We start from the raw sequence: 19,806 nt of genomic DNA, 5'->3' as shown, positions 1-19,806 counted from the left end.
TTATCTTCCCTCCCAGATGGCTGGAGTACGTTTATGGAAATCAGTTGCTTGTTCGTAGGCGTGTGCCACTTTATAAATTGTTGCTTCATCGAAGTGGTTTCCGATGATTTGCAAGCCTAACGGAAGTCCGTTTGAAAATCCACATGGAATTGATATTGCTGGTACGCCTGCAAGGTTTATTGGTGTTGTCAAAATATCGCTCATATATTTTGTGACAATATCTGCTGGTTCCCCATTAATTTCATAAGCGGTTGACGGGGCTGCTGCACTAATAATAACATCATATTTCGAAAATACATTTGCAAAGTCTTGAGCCACTAACATTCTTGCTTTCTGCGCGTTTTTATAATAGTCATCGTAATGGCCAGCACTTAGCGTATAAGTACCAATCAAAATACGTCGTTTTACATCGAGTCCAAAGCTTTCTGCACGTGACTTTCTGTAAATCTCATCAAGGTTTTTCGCATCTTCTGAACGATAGCCATAATGTACGCCGTCATACCTCGATAGATTCGATGATGCTTCGGCAGAAGAGATAAAATAATAAGCTGGAAGTGCATATGTTGTATGGGGAAGGGAAACTTCTTCCCACACTGCACCGAGTGATTCAAGAACCTTAAGCGCTTCAAGGGTAGCATTTTTTGCTTCTTCGCTAACACCTTCTCCGAAATATTCTTTTGGAACGCCTATTTTTAATCCTCTAATATCACCTGTCAAATGCTCTTTGTAATTTGGAACATCTTTCCCAGATGACGATGAATCCTTGGCATCAAGTCCAGCAATCGCTTGTAGAAGCAGTGCATTATCTTCGACTGTTCTTGTAATTGGTCCAATGTTATCGAGTGACGATGCAAGTGCGATAAGTCCTGAACGGGAAACACGACCATAGGTTGGCTTCATCCCTACAACCCCACAGAATGACGCTGGTTGGCGAATAGAGCCACCGGTGTCTGAACCTAATGCAAAAGGAACTTGTCCTGCTGCAACAGCCGCTGCAGAACCACCAGACGAGCCACCTGGTACATGTTCTAAATTCCATGGATTATGTGTTGTTTTAAATGCGGAGGTTTCAGTTGTCGAACCCATCGCAAATTCATCGAGATTTAATTTCCCGATTGAGACCATTCCTGCATTATTTAATCTCTCAACAACTGTTGCATCGTATACAGGCGTAAAATCTTCTAACATACGACTTGCTGCTGTTGTCGTAATTCCTTTTGTTACAATATTATCTTTGATCCCGACTGGTAGACCAAACAGAGGACCTCGGTTTTCCATCGGCTCCTTATCCAACGCTTCAGCACGTTTTAATGCTTCTGCTTCGTTGGTAGAGATAAAAGCTTGTACATCGTTATCAGTTTCAGCAACTCGAGCAAATGTCGCTTCTGTAAGTTCTTTTATAGATACTTCTTTTTTATGTAACAGCGACTGAAGTTCAGCAGTCGTTTTTTGAAATAATGTCATTTGTTTTCCTCCTCGTCCTTATTCTGAAAGGATTGTTGGTACTAAAATCTCTCCGTTTTGATGTTCTTTTACGCTTTTCAGCATTTCCTCGCGGTCCAAAACATCCCGTTCTACATCTTCGCGCATAACGTTCACTTGTTGAAGTGCGTGTGTCATTGGAACAACATCAGTAAAGTCTAATTCATTTAGTTTTTCAGCATAACCCATGAATGATTCCAAATCCCCAACTAAAATCTCTGCTTCCTCTTCCGTAATGGCAAGCATTGCACGATCTGCAACTTCAAGTAATTCTTCTTTTGATAATTTCGTCATTGATAATCCTCCTTTTAGTCCATTCATACTCTTATCATAACACCATTTACATGATTTATTAACGAGCGGTTTCTGCTCAGTTCAATTAATAGGCATATATATGAACAAATGGTTCGTCCTTCTCTGGTTCCTTTATAATTAATGCTTCTGGTCCATTAGTTGACGTCACGCTGACCTCTGTATAAACATTTGGAAGATACTGCGGCATGATGCTCACTAAGTATTGTACAAAACCAATCGTTTCACTAGTCCCATAAAACTGTATCGGAATTTCAATCGTTAGGGAATGGAGCTTCCCTTCTTTATGATAGCCACGTCCAATCACATTCACAAAGCTTGGAAAATAATCATCAATTGCTTGTTTAAGGTTTTTAAAAGCAGTATTTGTATCTCGATAATTCTCATCGCTTGATGATGCCGGAAACAGGACATACTTTTCGTCAATCCGCTTCCAACCTGTTAAAGCTTTACCTTTCTCAGCAAAGGCTGTTGCAAAATAAGCACCCGGTAAAATCGACGATCGATTATTTTCTTTGAAAAGACCGATTGCAATGGGAATATCTTCAAGTCCTGTACGAGCACGCAGTCGATTGACGATTTCTTCAGCCATGCGCATTCCTTCTTCTTCAATATCTTTATCTGGAATTTCAGCAATTTGACGTCCGCCCACATTATAATAATGGGATTTTAACGAAAGCCCAATTGATATACCAGCAAGTTGTACTTCTTTTTTATCCTTGGACATGACCAAATAGTTTTGTTCAACGATATGCGAAAGATAGTCTGGGGCAGTTTTAGCTATATCTTCATCGGAAGGGTCCCCGGCCGGTCGCTTCGGATTTAGGCCTTCCTCGTTTTTCTCGCTCTCTCTTTGGATCCACTTTTTCGCAGTATCTTCGTCAATGTACTGACCTTCTTGAAAATAAAAATCTTTCGTATCAAAATGCTGCGTTGAAATCCTTAAGAGCCCTTCCTCGACTTCTTGAACATCATATTTTGTTGCTGCACGGTTTTCAGCAGTTAAGCCACGACTTGCGCTTTTCTTAAACGGCAATAACGTTTGATAATATTCATCTTTTATCTGAACATCCGGTATGATTACTGTTTCCTCAAGGCTCTCTTCATTGTCTTGGATTAGATCTTCCTCATCCCCGCCGAGTATGGGGATACATCCTCCGATTAGCAAAAGGAAAACCAGGCCAGGAATTACTAAATATTTTTTCATCAGGTTTACTCCTCTGCTCCGAGTGCTTCAATTAGCTGTGCTTCAGACCAAACGAGTATTTCAAGCTCTTGTGCTCGAATAAGTTTGGAACCCGCAGCTTCTCCAGCAACGACAAGATCGGTGTTTTTACTCACACTTCCCGTTACTTTTCCACCCATTGCTTCAATTTCTTTTTTTGCTTCCCCGCGCGTCATTTCAAATAGCTTCCCTGTGAGAACGACAGTCTTACCCGCGAAAGGACCCTCAGTCGGGACTTCCTGTTTATTTAGTCCTTTATACGTTAGGTTTAACCCATATAGTTCTAGTTTACGTAAAACTTCTCGAACATCTTCATTGGCAAAATAAGTCGTAATTGATTCTGCGACTTTATCGCCAATTTCATGAATTGTAACGAGTTTCTCCGCATCTGCTAACATCAGCTTGTCCAGCGTTTCAAATTCTTCTGCAAGAATACTCGCCGCCTTGACCCCAACATGACGAATACCTAGACCGAATAGAACTTTTTCCAAAGAATTTTCTTTAGAGCTCTCAATCGCGGTCAATAAATTCGAAACCGATTTTTCACCCATACGCTCCAAGTCAATCAGTTGTTCTCGCGTTAAGGTATACAAGTCAGAAACATCGCGAACAAGTTCTGCATGGTATAACTGTTCAACGACACGCTCACCAATGCCTTCGATATTCATCGCGTTTCTAGAAACGAAATGAATAATGGCTTCTTTCATTTGCGCCGGACATTTCGGATTTACACAACGCAGGGCAACTTCTTCTTCTAGTCGAACTAATTCAGAATCGCAAACCGGACAATTATCAGGCATTTTAAACGGCAATTCATCTCCTGAGCGCTTTTCCACAATGGGCGCGACAACTTCCGGAATGATATCGCCAGCTTTACGGATGATTACAGTATCCCCGATTCGAATATCTTTTTCTGTGATTAAATCCTCATTATGAAGTGTTGCTCTCCCCACTGTAGATCCAGCAACTAAGACAGGTTCAAGAATACCAGTTGGTGTCACTACGCCGGTTCTCCCTACACTGAGTTCAATGTCGATTAACTTGGTGATAACTTCTTCGGCCGGGAATTTAAAAGCAGTCGCCCATCTTGGACTGCGGGCTGTGAACCCCAGTTGTTCTTGGTCTTCAAATGAATCGACTTTCACAACAATACCGTCAATTTCATAATCCAAATCCGCTTTGGCACTACCCCATTCATTGATATAGTCAATGACTTGGTCGATTGATTGGCAGCGTCGTCGTTCATGATTGGTTTTAAAGCCGAGTGTATCTAAATAATTCAGTGCATCAGAATGCCCATCAATACCGTATTCGCCACCGTCTCCACCAATCCCATAAATGAAAATAGAGAGATTTCGGCTAGCTGAAATTTTCGGGTCAAGTTGACGAAGCGAGCCTGCAGCTGCATTACGAGGATTCGCAAACGGTTCTTCGCCCGATTCGTCACGTGCTTCGTTCAATTTTACGAAGGATTTTTTGGGCATATACGCTTCCCCTCGAACTTCTATGGAAATAGGTTCTTGTAATCGGAGTGGAACAGCGTTAATTGTTCGTAAGTTGGCCGTAATATCTTCACCAACTGTTCCGTCACCACGGGTTGCACCTTGCGTAAATTGGCCATCCACATAACGCAGTGAAATCGCAAGACCATCAATTTTGAGTTCACAAATATAGGAGACTTCTGCGCCAGTTGCCCCGCGAACTCTTCGGTCAAAATCACGTAAGTCCTCTTCTGTAAACGCATTTGATAAACTGAGCATGGCATTTTCATGGGCTACTTTGCCAAACCCTGATAGAATCTCTCCGCCCACGCGTTGTGTAGGCGAATCTGGAAAACGTAAATCCGGGTTTTCAGTTTCTATCTTTAATAATTCTTTAAAATACTCATCATATACTGCATCAGATACGAGCGGTTTATCGCGTACATAATATGCATGGCCGTATTGATGGAGGAGTTTGTTTAGCTCTTCCACTCGTTTCTCAAGTTCAATCTTATCTTTCATTTCGTTCCTCCTCGGAAAATTATACCTTCTCAATCGGAGCAAATTTTGCGAGCAATCTTTTTACACCTACAGGGTTTGGAAATGCGATGTCAAGTTCTACATCCTCAGCAGATCCTTTTACACTGACAACCATACCGGTTCCCCAAACTTTATGGCTCGCTTTGTCACCAACATTCCATCCCATTCGCTCGCCGCCACTTTTCTTATAAGCCGGTCTCGTCACAGCAGAGCGCCTTGCTGATGGAGCCGTCCGGTTTTGTGCACGACCACCAATCGAAAAGCCAGTCGTTTCGGATAACTCTTCTGTAATCTCCGCAGAAATCTCTCCAATAAAACGAGATGGTTGATTATAACTTGCGCGGCCGTATAACGTTCGATAACGTGCCGCCGTTAAGTATAGCTTCTGTTCAGCTCGCGTAATTCCTACATAAGCTAGACGTCTTTCTTCTTCCATTTCCTCTTCGTCAGCCATTGAACGAGAATGTGGAAATACGTTTTCTTCCATACCAATAATAAACACAACTGGATATTCCAGCCCTTTTGCCCCGTGCATTGTCATTAACACAACTTTTTCGGCATCTTTGTTCTCTTCTTTATCAAGTGAATCTATATCTGCAATTAACGCTAGGTCGGTCAAAAATGCGACGAGTGATTTATCTTCATCATCTGATCGTTCTTCAAATGATTTGGTAACGGATAGAAATTCCTCAATATTTTCAAGTCGACTCTCTGATTCAATTGTCTTTTCTTTTTTCAGCATGTCTCGATAGCCAGACTTATCTAAGATTTCTTCAACAAGTTCTGATACGGGTAGGAATTCTGCCATCTTCGAAAAGCCGAGTATCATTTCGCGGAACTTCGCCACTTCGTTTGCAGTTCGTGGTGTAATTCCCATAAAATCGACTTCTTGTAGCGAGTCGAAAATTGAACGATCATGCATGATTGAAAAGCTTGCCATTTTTTCAAATGATGTCGCACCAATCCCGCGTTTCGGTTCATTGATGATTCTTGCAAGCGCAAGGTCATCTTCATTATTCGAAATCAGTCTTAAATAGGAAAGTAAGTCTTTAATCTCTTTCCGATCATAGAACTTCGTACCGCCAACAATCGTATAGTCAAGATTCGATTTCACTAGATATTCTTCAATCACCCTCGACTGGGCATTCGTTCGATATAGGATTGCGAACTGATCGAGTTTCAAATTTTCTTCTTTTTGTAATTCTAATATTTTTCCAACAACAAATTGGGATTCGTCTTTCTCATCACTTGCTTTGTAAACATAAATCGGATCGCCTTCTGTATTATCTGTCCGAAGATTTTTATCATACCGTGTCGTGTTGTTTGAAATGACATCGTTCGCTGCCTGCAATACCCTTTTTGTTGAACGGTAGTTTTGTTCAAGCATAATCATTTCTGCATCTTTATAATCCTTTTCGAAGGAAAGAATATTACCAATATCTGCACCACGCCAGCGATAAATAGACTGATCCGAGTCACCGACGACACATAAATTATTAAATTTAGCTGCTAGCATGTTAACGAGTTGATATTGGGCATTGTTCGTATCTTGATACTCATCCACATGAATATACTGGAATTTATTTTGATAAAATTCCAGCACATCTGGAACCCGTTTAAACAAATCAATTGTTAACATGATTAAGTCGTCAAAATCGAGGGACTGATTTTGACGTAGACGTCTTGAATAGCTGTCATACACATCAGCAATGGTTTTTTCATAAGGATTAAATTGGTTCATTTGCTCGCGGTATAATTTTGCGTCAATGCACTCATTTTTCGCATTGCTTATAGTGTTTAATAACATGCGCGGATCATTTTGTTTTGGATCTAAATTTAGTTCTTTGAGTACATTTTTCACGACTGTTAGTTGATCTGACGAGTCGAGAATCGTAAAGGATTTTGCATAGCCTAATTGGTCAATATTGCGGCGCAGTATGCGTACACACATAGAGTGAAATGTCGATACCCACATCCGTTCACCCGTACCTGAACCAAGTAAGTCATCGATTCGATCCCGCATTTCCCTAGCGGCTTTATTGGTAAAGGTTATCGCTAGGATATTGGATGGGTAGACACTTTTTTCCACGACGAGATACGCGATTCGGTGTGTTAAGACTCGAGTTTTTCCCGAACCAGCACCCGCCATAATCAATAGTGGTCCTTCTGTTTTTTTAACAGCTTTTATTTGCTCGGGGTTCATACCCGTTAATAGATTCTCTGCAATTGTTTTCATCATACATCGCCCTTCCAGAACATTCGTTCTTTAATTATACACTTATTGTGGCGTGACGGAAACTGATTTTACTGCTTTGACTGTTGAAAGTGCATTTTTAAAATTTTCATAGACCACATTTCCAACAATCACTGTATCCGCAATTTCTGCCATTTCTTTTGCATCATTAGCGTTTTGAATACCGCCGCCATAAAATAATTTCGTGTTTTCAAGAATTCTGGAAGCAGCTCGGATGAGTTCTGGATTTCCGTACATTCCACTGTATTCCATATAGAAGACGGGTAGTTTAAAAAGATGTTCCGTCATACGTGCATAGGCAATCACATCTTCTTCATCAGGAACTTTTGTGACACCGGTCAATTTCGCTGCTTTGCAATCTGGATTTAAAATACAATAGCCTTCCGTGATGATTTCATCCCAATCCATCATATGTCCGTATTCCTTAAGCGCTTCGTGATGGAGACCGTTAATCCACTTCGTTTTCGTCGAGTTCAACACCGTTGGAATAAAATAGTAATCAAAACCAGGTGTCACCGATTCTACAGTGGACACTTCGAGTGCAAGCGGAACTGAATATCGTCTAATTCTCACGAGTAAGTCGAGTACATTATCGATTGTGACGCCATCTGATCCACCGACGATGATACCGTCTGTGCCTGATTCTGCAAGAAGTTCTATTTCTTCGTTCGTAATTGTTTTAGCGGGATCTAATTTAAAGGCGTGACGCCATGTAGTGATGTCCATTATTATCCACCTAACCTTCAATGTTCGTTCTTATAGTATAGCAAAAAAACCAGACAGATTCTTTCTCCGTCTGGTTAATTGACTAAGTTTTACTATTTTGTTTTTTCTTCATCCTTTGCGGGATAAAGGCGACTTAGTATTTTATTGTAGCCACCAGAGCCGTAGTCAACACATCGTCGAACACGTGAGATGGTTGCAGTGCTAGCACCGGTGTCTTGTTGAATTGTATCGTACGTTTTTTTCATATTGAGCATTTGTGCGACATCAAGTCTTTGTGAGAGTGATTGCATTTCGCTGATTGTACAAAGATCATCAAAAAACTCATAGCACTCTTCAATTGTTTCTAGTTCAAGGATTGCTTTAAATAGTTGGTCTGTTTGATGTCCGCGTATTTTGTTTAATTGCATACGATTTCCCTCTCTTCCAAATCTATTCGCCAGGGGGTAATGAAAAAGCTATACTTAAGAACTTGCCATAAAAAACGCTTCGGCGCTTGTGGATGCCTCCCGCTGGTTATTAGTAATACGAGGAGATTCCTCAAAATTTTAATAGGAATAGGAAGTTGCCCTTTTAATTTTATGTGGCCTCCTATTCACTAAGGGTATACGAAACATTGGTCTCAATACCTGCATTTGTCTTAACGATGTGAATCCATGTTTTACCTGGGACGAGTTTTGCGGGGTCGCCATTGTCCCATGGTGTTAAGTTGCCGTCTAGGTTTACCCATTCAATTTCTTTTACGACTCCTGCTTGGAATAGAAGAGCCCTGCCGCCAGATTCGAGATCAATGGCTTGTCTACCTTCATTGTCGATTGTTTGATGCTCCGCTTCAAACACAAGTACATTTGACAGGGCAACCTGTTCGTCATTTGTGTGATCAATCGTTAAAACGCCGTTTACTGTTCGGTCGTATATGCCATTATCCTCATTATACGTATACGTACTTGTGAAATTTGGATGTGTACCGTTTTGAATGACGACCGATGATGTTCTATCTTCTACTTTAACACTCTCAATAGATTCATGGAAAGAAAGTGACGGCATTTTGTTTATTTCCATCGAGGAATTTGTTGTTTCCCCCGCTGTTATGATGCTTTCATTTGAAATATAGGAATTATGCGGCGCTTTTCGATCTGTTGACCTTTTGAATAACGTTCCATCATAACGCATACCATTCACATGGTCAACATAGCCTGAATTTAGCAGTGCGAGTGCATCTGGACTATAGCCATGTGCGACATAAAATGCGTCAAGTCCCTTCGCCATATGGACAAAATAATCTCGTGCGCTTCGAATTGGTCCGATTTGTTCAGGAAGTTCACTTTGGAAAACCGCCAATAATCTTGTCACATTTCCTTCTGTTATAAATTCATATACAATATCCGCGTCACTTAGTCCGGATTGCGGTCTTGCAAGTGGATGATTATTAATCGTCACTGCTACTGGACGTCTGACACTTTCTTCCTCACTCATGAGACCTGTAAATGGCGCTTGATACAAAACTTCTTCAGCAGGCTCTTCCACTTCTTCTAGATTATCATTTTCATCTACAGGTTCTGTAGGCTGCTCTCCTTTTTTACTACAAGCAGATACTAGTAATAGCGCTAGCAAAATAAATATAAGGGTATATTGTTTACTTTTCATCCTCTGCACCTATCTTTCTGTCATGGGAATTAGTATTTCATTTTTCATCACATCATAGACGCCAACCTGCGTAATTCGGACAAACGGTAGGTGGGTTGATTGAAGAAATAGAAATGTATATACAGCATCGGTAAAATGATAACCACGATCTTTTAATGCTGATTTAAGTTCTAGCTCTTGTTCAATCAGCTTTTCCATCGGTTCTGCCGATAACCCGCCGCCTATTGGGAGCGGTAGTGTAGAAACGGTTTGTCCATTTTCAATGAGGACCATTCCTCCACCAATCCGTCTGATTTCATTGTATGCAGTTCGCATTGCAGACTTGTCTTTTCCAATGATAATAATATCACCTGTATTGGAATAGGATGTTGCAAACCCTTGTACATGCGTAGCGAATCCTTTCAATAAAGTATTCACGCGCCATTTTCCTTTTTTATTGATCAACATTAGAAAACTCTCATCGTGGCTACTATCAAGACAATCAACCGAAGTATCAATGGTTATTGTATAAGGTTTAGTAATTACATCATTTACCATTTGAATACCAATTGATACGTCAAAGTTAAAATCTACTTCAGACAGATTGAATTCGGGTTTAAATGACGGAATGACAGACCAATCAATCGGTGGAAATGCTTTTGTAACTTCATGATCTCGTTTCAACCAAACACCTTTCGATAAAACATCTGTAGGTACTGGATCTTGTTCGTCCATCAAGAAATTTAAAGTCGCAAATCGCCCAGTCGCAATAATCCCATGCAGGTCTGTCATATCGTAATAACGCGCAACATTATAAGACGCCATTAAATACGCATCGATTGGAGGAACGCCAGATTCTAGCGCCACGCGAATGCATTTATCCATAACGCCATCACTGTGAAAAGCTGGTGTCGAGCCGTCTGTTGTCATCATTACATGGTCGAAAACATCCAACTCTTTTTCGACCATTTCCTTTAATAAGTTTGGAAGGTCAGGTCGGATGGATGAATGACGCAACGTGACCGCATAGCCGTGTAATAATCTGTTTTCAACTTCTTCTATTGTCATCGCTTCGTGATCGCCGTCAATTCCTAGTAGTTTCATTCGCGTTAGCGTTCGTTCCGAAGCACCTGGTAAATGGCCTTCAATCTTTTTACCCGCTGCCTTTGCTGCATGAACAGAAGCGAACATAGCAGGATCCCCGCCCATGAGCCGAGGCCACCCCGTTAATTCGCCGCCCATCAGCACTTCAGGCCGTTCTAGCCATTCTTTAATCGATGCTAGATTGTATAGCTCCGCCTCATTCTGAAGAACCGTTTGCGAATCAAACCGTGCCCACCAGTAGAATGAAAACGGCAATTTATTTAATTCGTCTAGGAGTGAGAATGAGGTTTCATTCTTCAGCGACATGAATAGCGTAAGATTATCCGCGATAAACGTCGTCGTTCCGAGAGTGCCCGCGTACTCTGCAAATGTTCGTGGATTATACAGCTGAAAAGGATGGACATGTGGTTCAATATAGCCCGGAACAATTTTCTTACCCGTCGCATCTACAATTTCTGTGTTTTCTAGTATGGCAGGCATCTCTTTCCCAACGTAAACAATCCTGTCCCCCGTGATCCAGATGTTCCCAGTCAACCATTTTTTATAAATGGAATGTAAATATGTAGCGTTAACAATCACAAGATTTGGTGCTTTTTTACCGTCGATAATATGTAGTTGTTCCTGAATTTCAGTATGCCCCCACATTGAAATCGCTCCTTTTATGACTATTTCTTTTATTAATCGTAGCACAGCAGAGATGATAAAAGTAGTGAGTGAAGCCCCTAAAAAGAAGGTTTTTTATACAATTATAACGAATAGAGGAGAACTGAATAAGATAGGATTTGATAAAATGATAGATAAGTTTCAATTTAATGCTGGATTTGGAAGTATCACGAAGTTCATCAGATGGATTTTTAAAACCAAATAGAGGAGGGGAAAATATGTTTATGGACATCATCGGGCCAGTATTACTGGTACTATTTACTGGTTTAGCACTATGGGGGATTCTCGGATATCTACAGAAAGATTTATACCCCCTTATCGTAGGAGCCGTTGCTGAACTCTTTATCTGTTACATTTTTGGTTCCTCGATTGGAAAACTACTCGTGTTTATTCCATTGTTACAACTTGGATTAGCAGGCTATATCATTTATAAAAAAATAAACAACTATAAAGAAAAAGAGCTGTCTGCTAAATAAAAAGTTATATTAAGGACATATTTATGTTTTTTCCATTGGATTTAGTAGTCCATATGGGAATGTCATAGATATGTTTCTTTTCATATCCTCTGAAGTTTCCCTCTTAACTTGTTTCCAGTATGTTACAATTAAAAAAGACATATTATATAGAAGAGTTAATTTATTAACTAAAAGGGGAGGAAATTTAATGATTCTAACCGTCAAAGACGTACATAAATCCTATGGTAAAGAAAAAGTGTTAAAAGGAATTTCTTTTGAAATTGAGAAACCGCAAATCATCGCATTGGTTGGCCCGAATGGTTCCGGAAAATCTACTTTACTGAACATCATAACGAATCTACTACATGCGGATAGTGGTGAAGTTGAAATTCTTAATAAAAACAACAAAGATCCAAATATCTTTAAAGAAATGTCGTATATGCAAGATAATACGGTGCTCTATGATTATTTAACCGGTTATGATCATCTTCAATTCATCGGTGATGTACAAGGAATTTCGAAACAACAAATCATGGAAACTGCTGATCGAATCGGAATTACTGGCTATTTGAATAAAAAAGTGAAAAATCATTCACTCGGAATGAAACAACATTTACTATTAGCAATGGCTATCGTCAATCAACCTAAATTATTAATTTTGGACGAACCATTGAATGGACTAGATCCAACGAGTGCCATCCGTGTGCGTGAACTTTTATTGGACTTATATAAAAATGGAACAACTATTCTTTTGTCTTCGCATAATTTAGCTGAAATCGACCGGGTAACTTCGACTGTATTGTTTTTGAAAGATGGCAGCTTAATTAAAGAAGACATACAGCAACATGAAAAAGTTTCATATCAATTTGCTGTAAGTGACCTGGTAAAAGCGCAAACTGTTTTAAAACATGAAAACATCCTATTTGAAATTATGGACGATAAATTACGAGTTTATAGTGAAAAAGCCACTTTGGAAACTGTTTTACATATTTTAGCTAAAGATGACATCGCATTACTCGACATTGAGAAAAGGATTCAAGGATCCGAAGAACGGTACAGAAAGATTTTCAGGAAAGCAGATACGACATTATGAAGGTAGTCAAGTTTGAAATAACAAAATTATGGCGTCAGAAAAAGGTCCTTTGGATTTTTCTAATCGTACTATTATGTAGTATTGGTATCTTCATGCAAAACTTTTCCAAACAATCTTTAATAAAAGATCGTGCATTTGAGAAGATTAGACCCTATGTTGATGAGTCCGATCACATATATATGGAGTTGAATGCTCTTACTAGAGAAAACGATCTTGACGATTTTCAAGCAGAGCAATTCAAGTATTCAAATCAAATGGCAACAGCTTTATTTCAGTGGAAAAGCGCTATCTATAATAACGAATGGGATAAAACACCTGCATTTGAAGCAGATTTTTTAATGAACTTACAACAGTTCGAACAATTTGGCGGTGAGTTTAACTCCTTAAAAGGAATTGAAAGGGATTATGCGTTTCAGAAAAACGATTGGTTAATTGCACATAATCTTCCGCATGTTGATGAGGAGTATTCGCTATCTCCAGCGCTCATTTTAAAAGATAATACAAAAGTCTTTTTTAGTATAATTGGGATATTTATTTTATTATTATTCTTTGGAAATACAATTACAGTTGAAAAAGAACAAAATACCTGGCTGACACTAAGAACACAACCTATTTCCAAATGGAAACTAATGGTTAGTAAATATGTTAGTTCACTTGCAATAATCATTACCTTTATAGCAATGGTCGTTGGTATTGGTCTAATCATCCCGGTTATTTTCGGAGACCAAACAATGAATTTTCAACACCCATTACTGGTGACTACAGGTGACGATTTTGCAATCATTTCAATACTGGATTATTTATTCCGTAATGTCCTGTTATTTATTTGTGCAAGTTTATTTGCGTTTAGTCTTATCTTTTTAATAAGCACATGGGTGAAAAATTCATTTAGCGCATTCATGCTGACCGGTTTTACCGTGCTGATAGGCTATTTTGCGACAGATTTAAATGCCTCTTTACATTCAGCTTTAAATCCATTTTACTTTTTTCAATTCTCGCAAATTCTTGGTGAAATTCCGCAACGTATGGATTTGTTGTATCCAGTCGCAGCTTTATTTTGGAGTCTTATACTTGTAGCCTTTGCAACATTGTTGCCGGAGAAAGATTTAAATTTATTTGGCTTCAGTGAAAATAAGAAACCATATCGTCAAGGAACTACAAAAAAGTATAGGACAACGATATGGAATATTAGTGTATTCGAACGGAGAAAAATGTGGCGGAATGGGTTGCTGAAGCAACTTTACATCATGCTAAGCTTGGTTGTTATTCTTGGTTTTATAGCTATTAACCAGCAGGCAAAAGAATTAGAAATTGAGTATATGGCTAATCTAGATAAATTGAGTAAGTCATCCGAAGAAGCAGTTACCTATTATGAGGAGGAACTAGCTTCATTTCCAGTGAAGGCAAAGGCTGCGGAGGAAGCCGGGGAAAAAGAGATGGCCGAATATTATCGAAGAGAAGAATCTATAGCAGATGTGAATTATTTAATTGATTTTTTTATCGAAACATCAGAAAAGGAGAAGGCAGCGATCACAGCCTATAAGCAGCAAGATTGGATTCCTTTTTATGAATATCAACTATATGAAAACCGTTATGCAAATGGGGAATTTGATTCTAATGCGTTTTTTAATCATTCAGCAGATACTTTTGGGAAGTTTACTTTGGCAATTAGTATGGCAGAGAAAGAATGGCTGATGGCACATAACATCCGGCCCGTTTTCACTGGAGTATTTGTCCCCACAATTCATAATAATTGGGGAGATTTGGTTGTTGAAAAAAAGGAATGGGAAACGCGAAATCGAAAAGTAGATAGCAGTGGATTATTTTCACTCTACATCTATTTAAAAGGTTACTTCTACTTTATTCCTTTACTATTATTGTTCTTTTTAGTTGGCGCCGGGTTTTCAAGTGAACAAGGAAAAAAGCAGACGCTTCAATTATTAAAAACACAACCAATTGCCGAGAAAAAAATATTTTTGGGTAAAGGAATTTTTGCAACAATTTTTGCACTCATAAGTAGCATTGGTTTATTTGGCCTAGTTATCCTCGTCGGAACAGTGTTCAATCGTTTTGGAGATTGGAACTATCCAGTTTTACGATATGTAAGCGAACACCTAATGGAAACTACAGAGTATACAGGGGTAAGAACATCAGAAGGCGGAGGACATTTTATTCCATTGGGAGATTACTTGATGGAAAGTATAGCATTGTTCCTTTGCATTTTAATGTTTTTGATTAGCTTATCTTTCCTTTTCTCGTTATTTATAAAAAGTCAGATGGGTGTTTTTGCAACGACGATTTTACTAGCGGTTATTGGTTATATCGGAAGTACTGAATTGCTGGACAGTAAGGTTCACTTTTCCCCGTTTACGTATTTGAATATCAGCAAGGTCACCAACGGAGAGTTTTCCGCATTGTTCAATAATCCAAGTATCACGGTCCAAACAGGAAGCATTCTCCTTCTAGTAGCGACGATCATTATATTTTCGGTTGGCTATTTACTATCCAGTAGGAAAAATAAGATAACGAACAATAAATAGCTTGAACAAAAAGAGTTTCCACAGACGTTGATCACAACGTTTGTGGAATCTCTTTATTTAACTAGCTATCGTGCGACAAGAGTATCGCGCAAGGATATAATGGACGAATCGGTCCGCAAATATCCCGAAATTGGGTTTAACATTGAATAAGACTTGCAAATGAAATACTTAAAATAATCATAGGTGTGTTTTTCAGGGTTAGTCTGTCATTCGCTTTTTAAAAACAGTAATGGTTATGAGTGCAATTACGATAATCCAAAGCGCAATAATTCCAAAACTCGGTAATACCTCAACTATACCAACACCACTTTCAACCTTCTTTGCAAGGATTACAAGCTGTGCGTTTGGTGTATAATCCATCACTTTTAGAATTGGATATTTGTCAGCAAACATTGAGAACATCGAGCCAAAGCCGAATATAAACATAAAGGGTAAAACAATTACAGACGCTTCCATCACTGATTTAGCGAGTAACCCAAGAAGCGTCCCCAAACCTATGAAAAAGAAAGAAGTGAATAAGATTGCAACAGCTATAACGACAACATTCTCTGGCTGGTATCCCGTCAACATAATTCCGAATAAGACAATAATTATAGAAGCGATTATGCTTAATAAACTTTTTCCACCGAGTATTTCCAACGTCGAAGCAGGTGAAAGCATTAATCCACGAAGTGTGTTTTTCTCTTTCTCTTCTGCAATTAGACTACATTGAACAAATGAACCAACTGTTACCAACGTAAAATTAATAATCATATAATGTGCATCAATCGTCATATCGCCCATTTTCCCATAGATAAAGGCCAAAATGAGTGGCATAAGTGCTGTTACCGAAACAGCTGAGTTTCTTGATATATCCTTGAAGTCCTTTTGAAGTATTGCATTTGCACGTTTCATTGAAAAGTTCATGATAATTTCCTCCCTGTCACTTCGACAAAAATATCGCCTAAAGTTGGTTCGTTTGAATGAATGGCTACAACGTTATTCGATGACATATAATCAAACATTTGCTGTGCACCTTCTGCTGTTGTCTGCAGCACAACTTTTTCCTCATTTTTCAGTTCAACAGTTACCGTAGAATCTGAATATTGTTTTCTAAGTTTTCCTGGTTCATCCATCAAACGAATTTGTCCTTTATTTAAAAATGCAACCCGGTCACAGAGCAGCTCTGCTTCATTCATATCATGTGTCGTCAGGAAAATCGTTGTTCCCCGTGCATTCAATTCACGGAGTCCATTATGAATATGTTGTGAATTTACAGGATCAAGTGCAGACGTTGGTTCATCTAAGAATAACAACTTAGGTTCATGTAACAGTGTCCGTGCAAGGATCACACGCTGAAGCATACCTTTCGACAATTTTGAAACAACCTTTTTCTTTTCATTTTCCAAATTCACAATCGCTAATACTTCGTCAATCCGTTTTAATGGTACTTCATAAAGCTCACAGTACAGTTTCAAGTTATCAAAAATTGATAGCCTACTATATAGACCACTATTATCGGTGAGTACACCGATTTTCTTTCTGGACTCTCCTTTTTTCATTCCTGAAACAGGTTCTCCGAAGACCGTTGCTTTTCCACTTGTTTGGTTTAATTGACCTGTCAATATTTTAATTGTTGTCGTTTTTCCAGAACCACTCGGACCTAAGAAGCCGAAAATTTCTCCTTTTTTAACATGGAAATTTACGTCTTCAAGTGCGGTTTGATTTGCAAATATTTTTTCTAAATTCTCTACTTCGATAATATTTTCCATTGCTATTCCTCCTGAAAATGCTTTTTTCTGATTTCTACTTCCAACTTCAGATTAAGCTCTTTTTATAGGAATGACAGCATATTTTCGATGAAAAGAGCCTTTTTAGGGGTGAATGGTGCTTATTTTAGGCCCAACATCGCTTTTAATTCGCCCATTTTTGATTTTGAAAGCGGAATTGACGATTTTTCCTCGTCATCCAAAACAAGACTATAACTATTTCTGGTCCATGTAATGACCTCCCGAACTTTTTGGAGGTTCACAATATACGATCGATGACAGCGAAAAAAACCAAAATGCTGAAGGCGGTTTTCGAGCTCATTTAATGTAAATGTCGTGGGAAATTCTTCTCCCTTAATATGTAAAAATGTCTGTCCATCGTTACTTTCAATATAATCAATTTCAGGTGGATCAAATAGAACAATTTTATCGTTCACTTTCGTCGGGATTTTTTCAAAACGAACGGGTTGAATCTCTTCTTGAGATATTTCATCACTTTGCTGATTCTCGGATTCTTCTTTTTCAGATTCATTTGCCATTTGTATTTCCTGCAAACCATTCTCATCCAATTTAAATACCTGGTCTGCTATTGTAATTGCGCTCTCCATATTACTCGTGAGGAGCAGCACGCTTTTTCCTGCATTTCGCAGTTGTTCAACGATTAACATAAAAATACGTTGTGTTTCAAAATCGACATTTTGGTCAGGTTCTTCAAAGATGAACAATTCTGGATTTTGAATGAGGAGCTTCGCGAATAATATTCGTTTTTGTTCAGAATAAGAGAGTTTTTTCACCCTAATACTTCGTTTTTCTTCAAGATGAACGTTTCGTAGTATCGACGGAATCGACACGCTCGAACTGTATAGGTCACGGTATAATTTAAGATGTTCCTCAACTGTTAAACGTTCATACAGCCCCTCATCAAGAAATGAAAATCCGATTTCAGAAAGATTTACTTTTGACATTTTGATATTGCCTATCAATATTTCACCCATTACTACAGGGATTTTTTGAGTTAACATCTGCAAAAGCGTACTTCGTACATTCAAACTTGAATGAATGGCTGTTACTTGGCTTCCATTAATATGTAGGTTAAATGCAGGAAAAATGAGTGAGTCACCCAATCTTTTCTCTACATTATTGAATTTCAAGACCATTATTTATTCACCTTTCCATAATCGCATTATCTATAAGTATAGATGTCCCAGAAAATCCTGCAACTGTATTTTCTAAACCTTCCTTCAATGAAAAAAATCCACTCTCTCGATAATCGAGAGAGTGGACTTTGATTTATTCAAAGGTTCGCCAGCCAATATCAGTACGGTAGAAAAACCCGTCCCATTTCAGCTGTGATAAACCATCATATACATTTTTCTGTGCTTCTTTTAAAGTGCTTGCTTTTGCTGTAATTAGAATGACGCGGCCACCGTTTCCGACAAAGTTTCCGTCATGCAATTTCGTTCCCGCATGGAAAACATCTAATCCTCGTTCGGAAAGTACGTCTAAGTTTGGTAATACATTGCCTTTAACAACGTCTTCAGGATAACCATCGGAAGCAACAACAACGCCTAGCATTGCATCCTTATTCCATTTTAAGTCGAATGGTTTACTCGCCATGAGTGCTGCCATAAATTCACCAAAATCAGATGCCATACGTGGTAGAACGACTTGTGTTTCTGGGTCGCCGAAGCGTGCATTAAACTCAATCACTTTAGGACCATCTTCAGTGAGGATTAAACCTGCATACAAAATCCCTGTAAATGGAGTCCCTTCCGCTGCCATTGCTTCAACTGTCGGAACGACGACTTTATCATAGGCTTCATCCACAACTTCTTGTGAAATTTGTGGAACCGGTGAATAGGCACCCATTCCACCTGTATTCGGTCCTCTATCGCCGTCATATGCACGTTTATGATCTTGCGCAATGACCATTGGATAAATCTGTCCTGCGTGGACAAACGACATGTACGAGAACTCTTCGCCGTCTAGGAACTCCTCGACAACAACACGCGATGAGGATTCTCCGAATTTTTGATTGCCAATCATGTCGTCCACAGCATTCAGCGCTTCTTCAAGCGTCATCGCAACAATTACACCTTTTCCAGCTGCCAGACCGTCTGCTTTGACGACAATCGGCGCACCTTTTTCACGGATGAATGTTTTCGCTTCTTCCGCATCTGTAAATGTTCCGTAACCAGCTGTCGGAATATTATATTTCTCCATAAGTTCTTTCGCGAATGATTTACTTCCTTCGATTAGCGCCGCCGCTTTCGTCGGTCCAAAGGCTTGTAATCCACGTTCAGCAAAATAATCAACGATTCCTTCTGCTAAAGGTTGTTCAGGACCGACAAATGTTAAATCAATATCGTTTTCCTTCGCAAATGAAGCCAGTGCTTCGAAATCTGTCGCGCTAATCTTTACACATTCAGCATCGCTTTTCATGCCATCATTACCAGGTGCAACAAATACTTTATTAACTGAAGGGGAGACATTGAACTGTCTGGCAATCGCATGCTCACGACCGCCGCTCCCGATAACGAGTACTTTCAATGCAGATCCC

Annotated in this window: 16 protein-coding genes; 3 read left to right on the top strand and 13 right to left on the bottom strand. The window is 39.2% G+C overall.

The features are described from left to right. The 9 genes from gatA to AC25Y1_RS14050 form a co-directional block, all read right to left on the bottom strand. Positions 1-1,464 carry an Asp-tRNA(Asn)/Glu-tRNA(Gln) amidotransferase subunit GatA gene (gene gatA / locus AC25Y1_RS14090; protein WP_488148628.1) on the bottom strand — a complete coding sequence of 488 codons (1,464 nt, stop codon included), beginning with the start codon at positions 1,462-1,464 and terminating at the stop codon, positions 1-3. Between the two features lie 18 nt (positions 1,465-1,482). Then, positions 1,483-1,776 carry an Asp-tRNA(Asn)/Glu-tRNA(Gln) amidotransferase subunit GatC gene (gene gatC, locus AC25Y1_RS14085; protein WP_488148627.1) on the bottom strand — a complete coding sequence of 98 codons (294 nt, stop codon included), beginning with the start codon at positions 1,774-1,776 and terminating at the stop codon, positions 1,483-1,485. A gap of 85 nt (positions 1,777-1,861) precedes the next feature. Continuing rightward, positions 1,862-3,001: a CamS family sex pheromone protein gene (locus tag AC25Y1_RS14080; protein ID WP_488148626.1), complete on the bottom strand. Its 1,140-nt coding sequence runs from the start codon at positions 2,999-3,001 to the stop codon at positions 1,862-1,864. Positions 3,002-3,006: 5 nt separating this feature from the next. After that, positions 3,007-5,022 (bottom strand): NAD-dependent DNA ligase LigA, encoded by a 2,016-nt coding sequence (gene ligA / locus AC25Y1_RS14075; RefSeq protein WP_488148625.1) that lies wholly within the window; start codon positions 5,020-5,022, stop codon positions 3,007-3,009. 19 nt (positions 5,023-5,041) lie between these two features. After that, positions 5,042-7,276, bottom strand: coding sequence for a DNA helicase PcrA (gene pcrA / locus AC25Y1_RS14070; RefSeq protein WP_488148700.1), 2,235 nt, complete (start codon positions 7,274-7,276; stop codon positions 5,042-5,044). A gap of 42 nt (positions 7,277-7,318) precedes the next feature. Continuing rightward, positions 7,319-8,023, bottom strand: coding sequence for a heptaprenylglyceryl phosphate synthase (pcrB, locus tag AC25Y1_RS14065; protein WP_488148699.1), 705 nt, complete (start codon positions 8,021-8,023; stop codon positions 7,319-7,321). An 89-nt stretch (positions 8,024-8,112) separates the two neighbouring features. Beyond that, positions 8,113-8,427, bottom strand: a complete 315-nt coding sequence (locus tag AC25Y1_RS14060; protein WP_488148624.1) for a YerC/YecD family TrpR-related protein — start codon at positions 8,425-8,427, stop codon at positions 8,113-8,115. A gap of 181 nt (positions 8,428-8,608) precedes the next feature. After that, entirely contained in the window at positions 8,609-9,664 is a 1,056-nt protein-coding gene (locus AC25Y1_RS14055) for a DUF3048 domain-containing protein (protein WP_488148623.1), read from the bottom strand. A 9-nt stretch (positions 9,665-9,673) separates the two neighbouring features. Beyond that, on the bottom strand, positions 9,674-11,392 hold the full coding sequence (locus tag AC25Y1_RS14050; RefSeq protein WP_488148622.1) for an adenine deaminase C-terminal domain-containing protein: 1,719 nt from the start codon (positions 11,390-11,392) through the stop codon (positions 9,674-9,676). Positions 11,393-11,628: 236 nt separating this feature from the next. Between AC25Y1_RS14050 and AC25Y1_RS14045 the strand changes: the two genes are divergently transcribed. The 3 genes from AC25Y1_RS14045 (at position 11,629) to AC25Y1_RS14035 (ending at position 15,498) form a co-directional block, all read left to right on the top strand. Continuing rightward, positions 11,629-11,886, top strand: coding sequence for a hypothetical protein (locus tag AC25Y1_RS14045; protein ID WP_488148621.1), 258 nt, complete (start codon positions 11,629-11,631; stop codon positions 11,884-11,886). 187 nt (positions 11,887-12,073) lie between these two features. Then, positions 12,074-12,958, top strand: a complete 885-nt coding sequence (locus AC25Y1_RS14040; protein WP_488148620.1) for an ABC transporter ATP-binding protein — start codon at positions 12,074-12,076, stop codon at positions 12,956-12,958. Beyond that, entirely contained in the window at positions 12,955-15,498 is a 2,544-nt protein-coding gene (locus AC25Y1_RS14035) for an ABC transporter permease subunit (RefSeq protein ID WP_488148619.1), read from the top strand. Before AC25Y1_RS14040 ends, AC25Y1_RS14035 begins: the two co-directional genes overlap by 4 nt. Before the next feature lie 198 nt (positions 15,499-15,696). Here the strand turns inward: AC25Y1_RS14035 and AC25Y1_RS14030 are convergent, their stop codons facing one another. The 4 genes from AC25Y1_RS14030 to purD form a co-directional block, all read right to left on the bottom strand. Continuing rightward, positions 15,697-16,404: an ABC transporter permease gene (locus AC25Y1_RS14030; RefSeq protein ID WP_488148618.1), complete on the bottom strand. Its 708-nt coding sequence runs from the start codon at positions 16,402-16,404 to the stop codon at positions 15,697-15,699. After that, positions 16,401-17,249 carry an ABC transporter ATP-binding protein gene (locus tag AC25Y1_RS14025; protein ID WP_488148617.1) on the bottom strand — a complete coding sequence of 283 codons (849 nt, stop codon included), beginning with the start codon at positions 17,247-17,249 and terminating at the stop codon, positions 16,401-16,403. Before AC25Y1_RS14025 ends, AC25Y1_RS14030 begins: the two co-directional genes overlap by 4 nt. A 119-nt stretch (positions 17,250-17,368) precedes the next feature. Continuing rightward, positions 17,369-18,403, bottom strand: a complete 1,035-nt coding sequence (locus tag AC25Y1_RS14020; protein WP_488148616.1) for a LytTR family transcriptional regulator DNA-binding domain-containing protein — start codon at positions 18,401-18,403, stop codon at positions 17,369-17,371. Positions 18,404-18,536: 133 nt separating this feature from the next. Then, a complete protein-coding gene (purD, locus tag AC25Y1_RS14015; protein ID WP_488148615.1) occupies positions 18,537-19,796 on the bottom strand; it encodes a phosphoribosylamine--glycine ligase in 1,260 nt (419 codons plus the stop codon). Between the last annotated feature and the right edge of the window lie 10 nt (positions 19,797-19,806).

Source organism: Sporosarcina sp. Y1009 (assembly GCF_057669865.1).
Note: the sequence above shows the minus strand (reverse complement) of the source record. Positions and strands in the feature narration are given on the sequence as shown.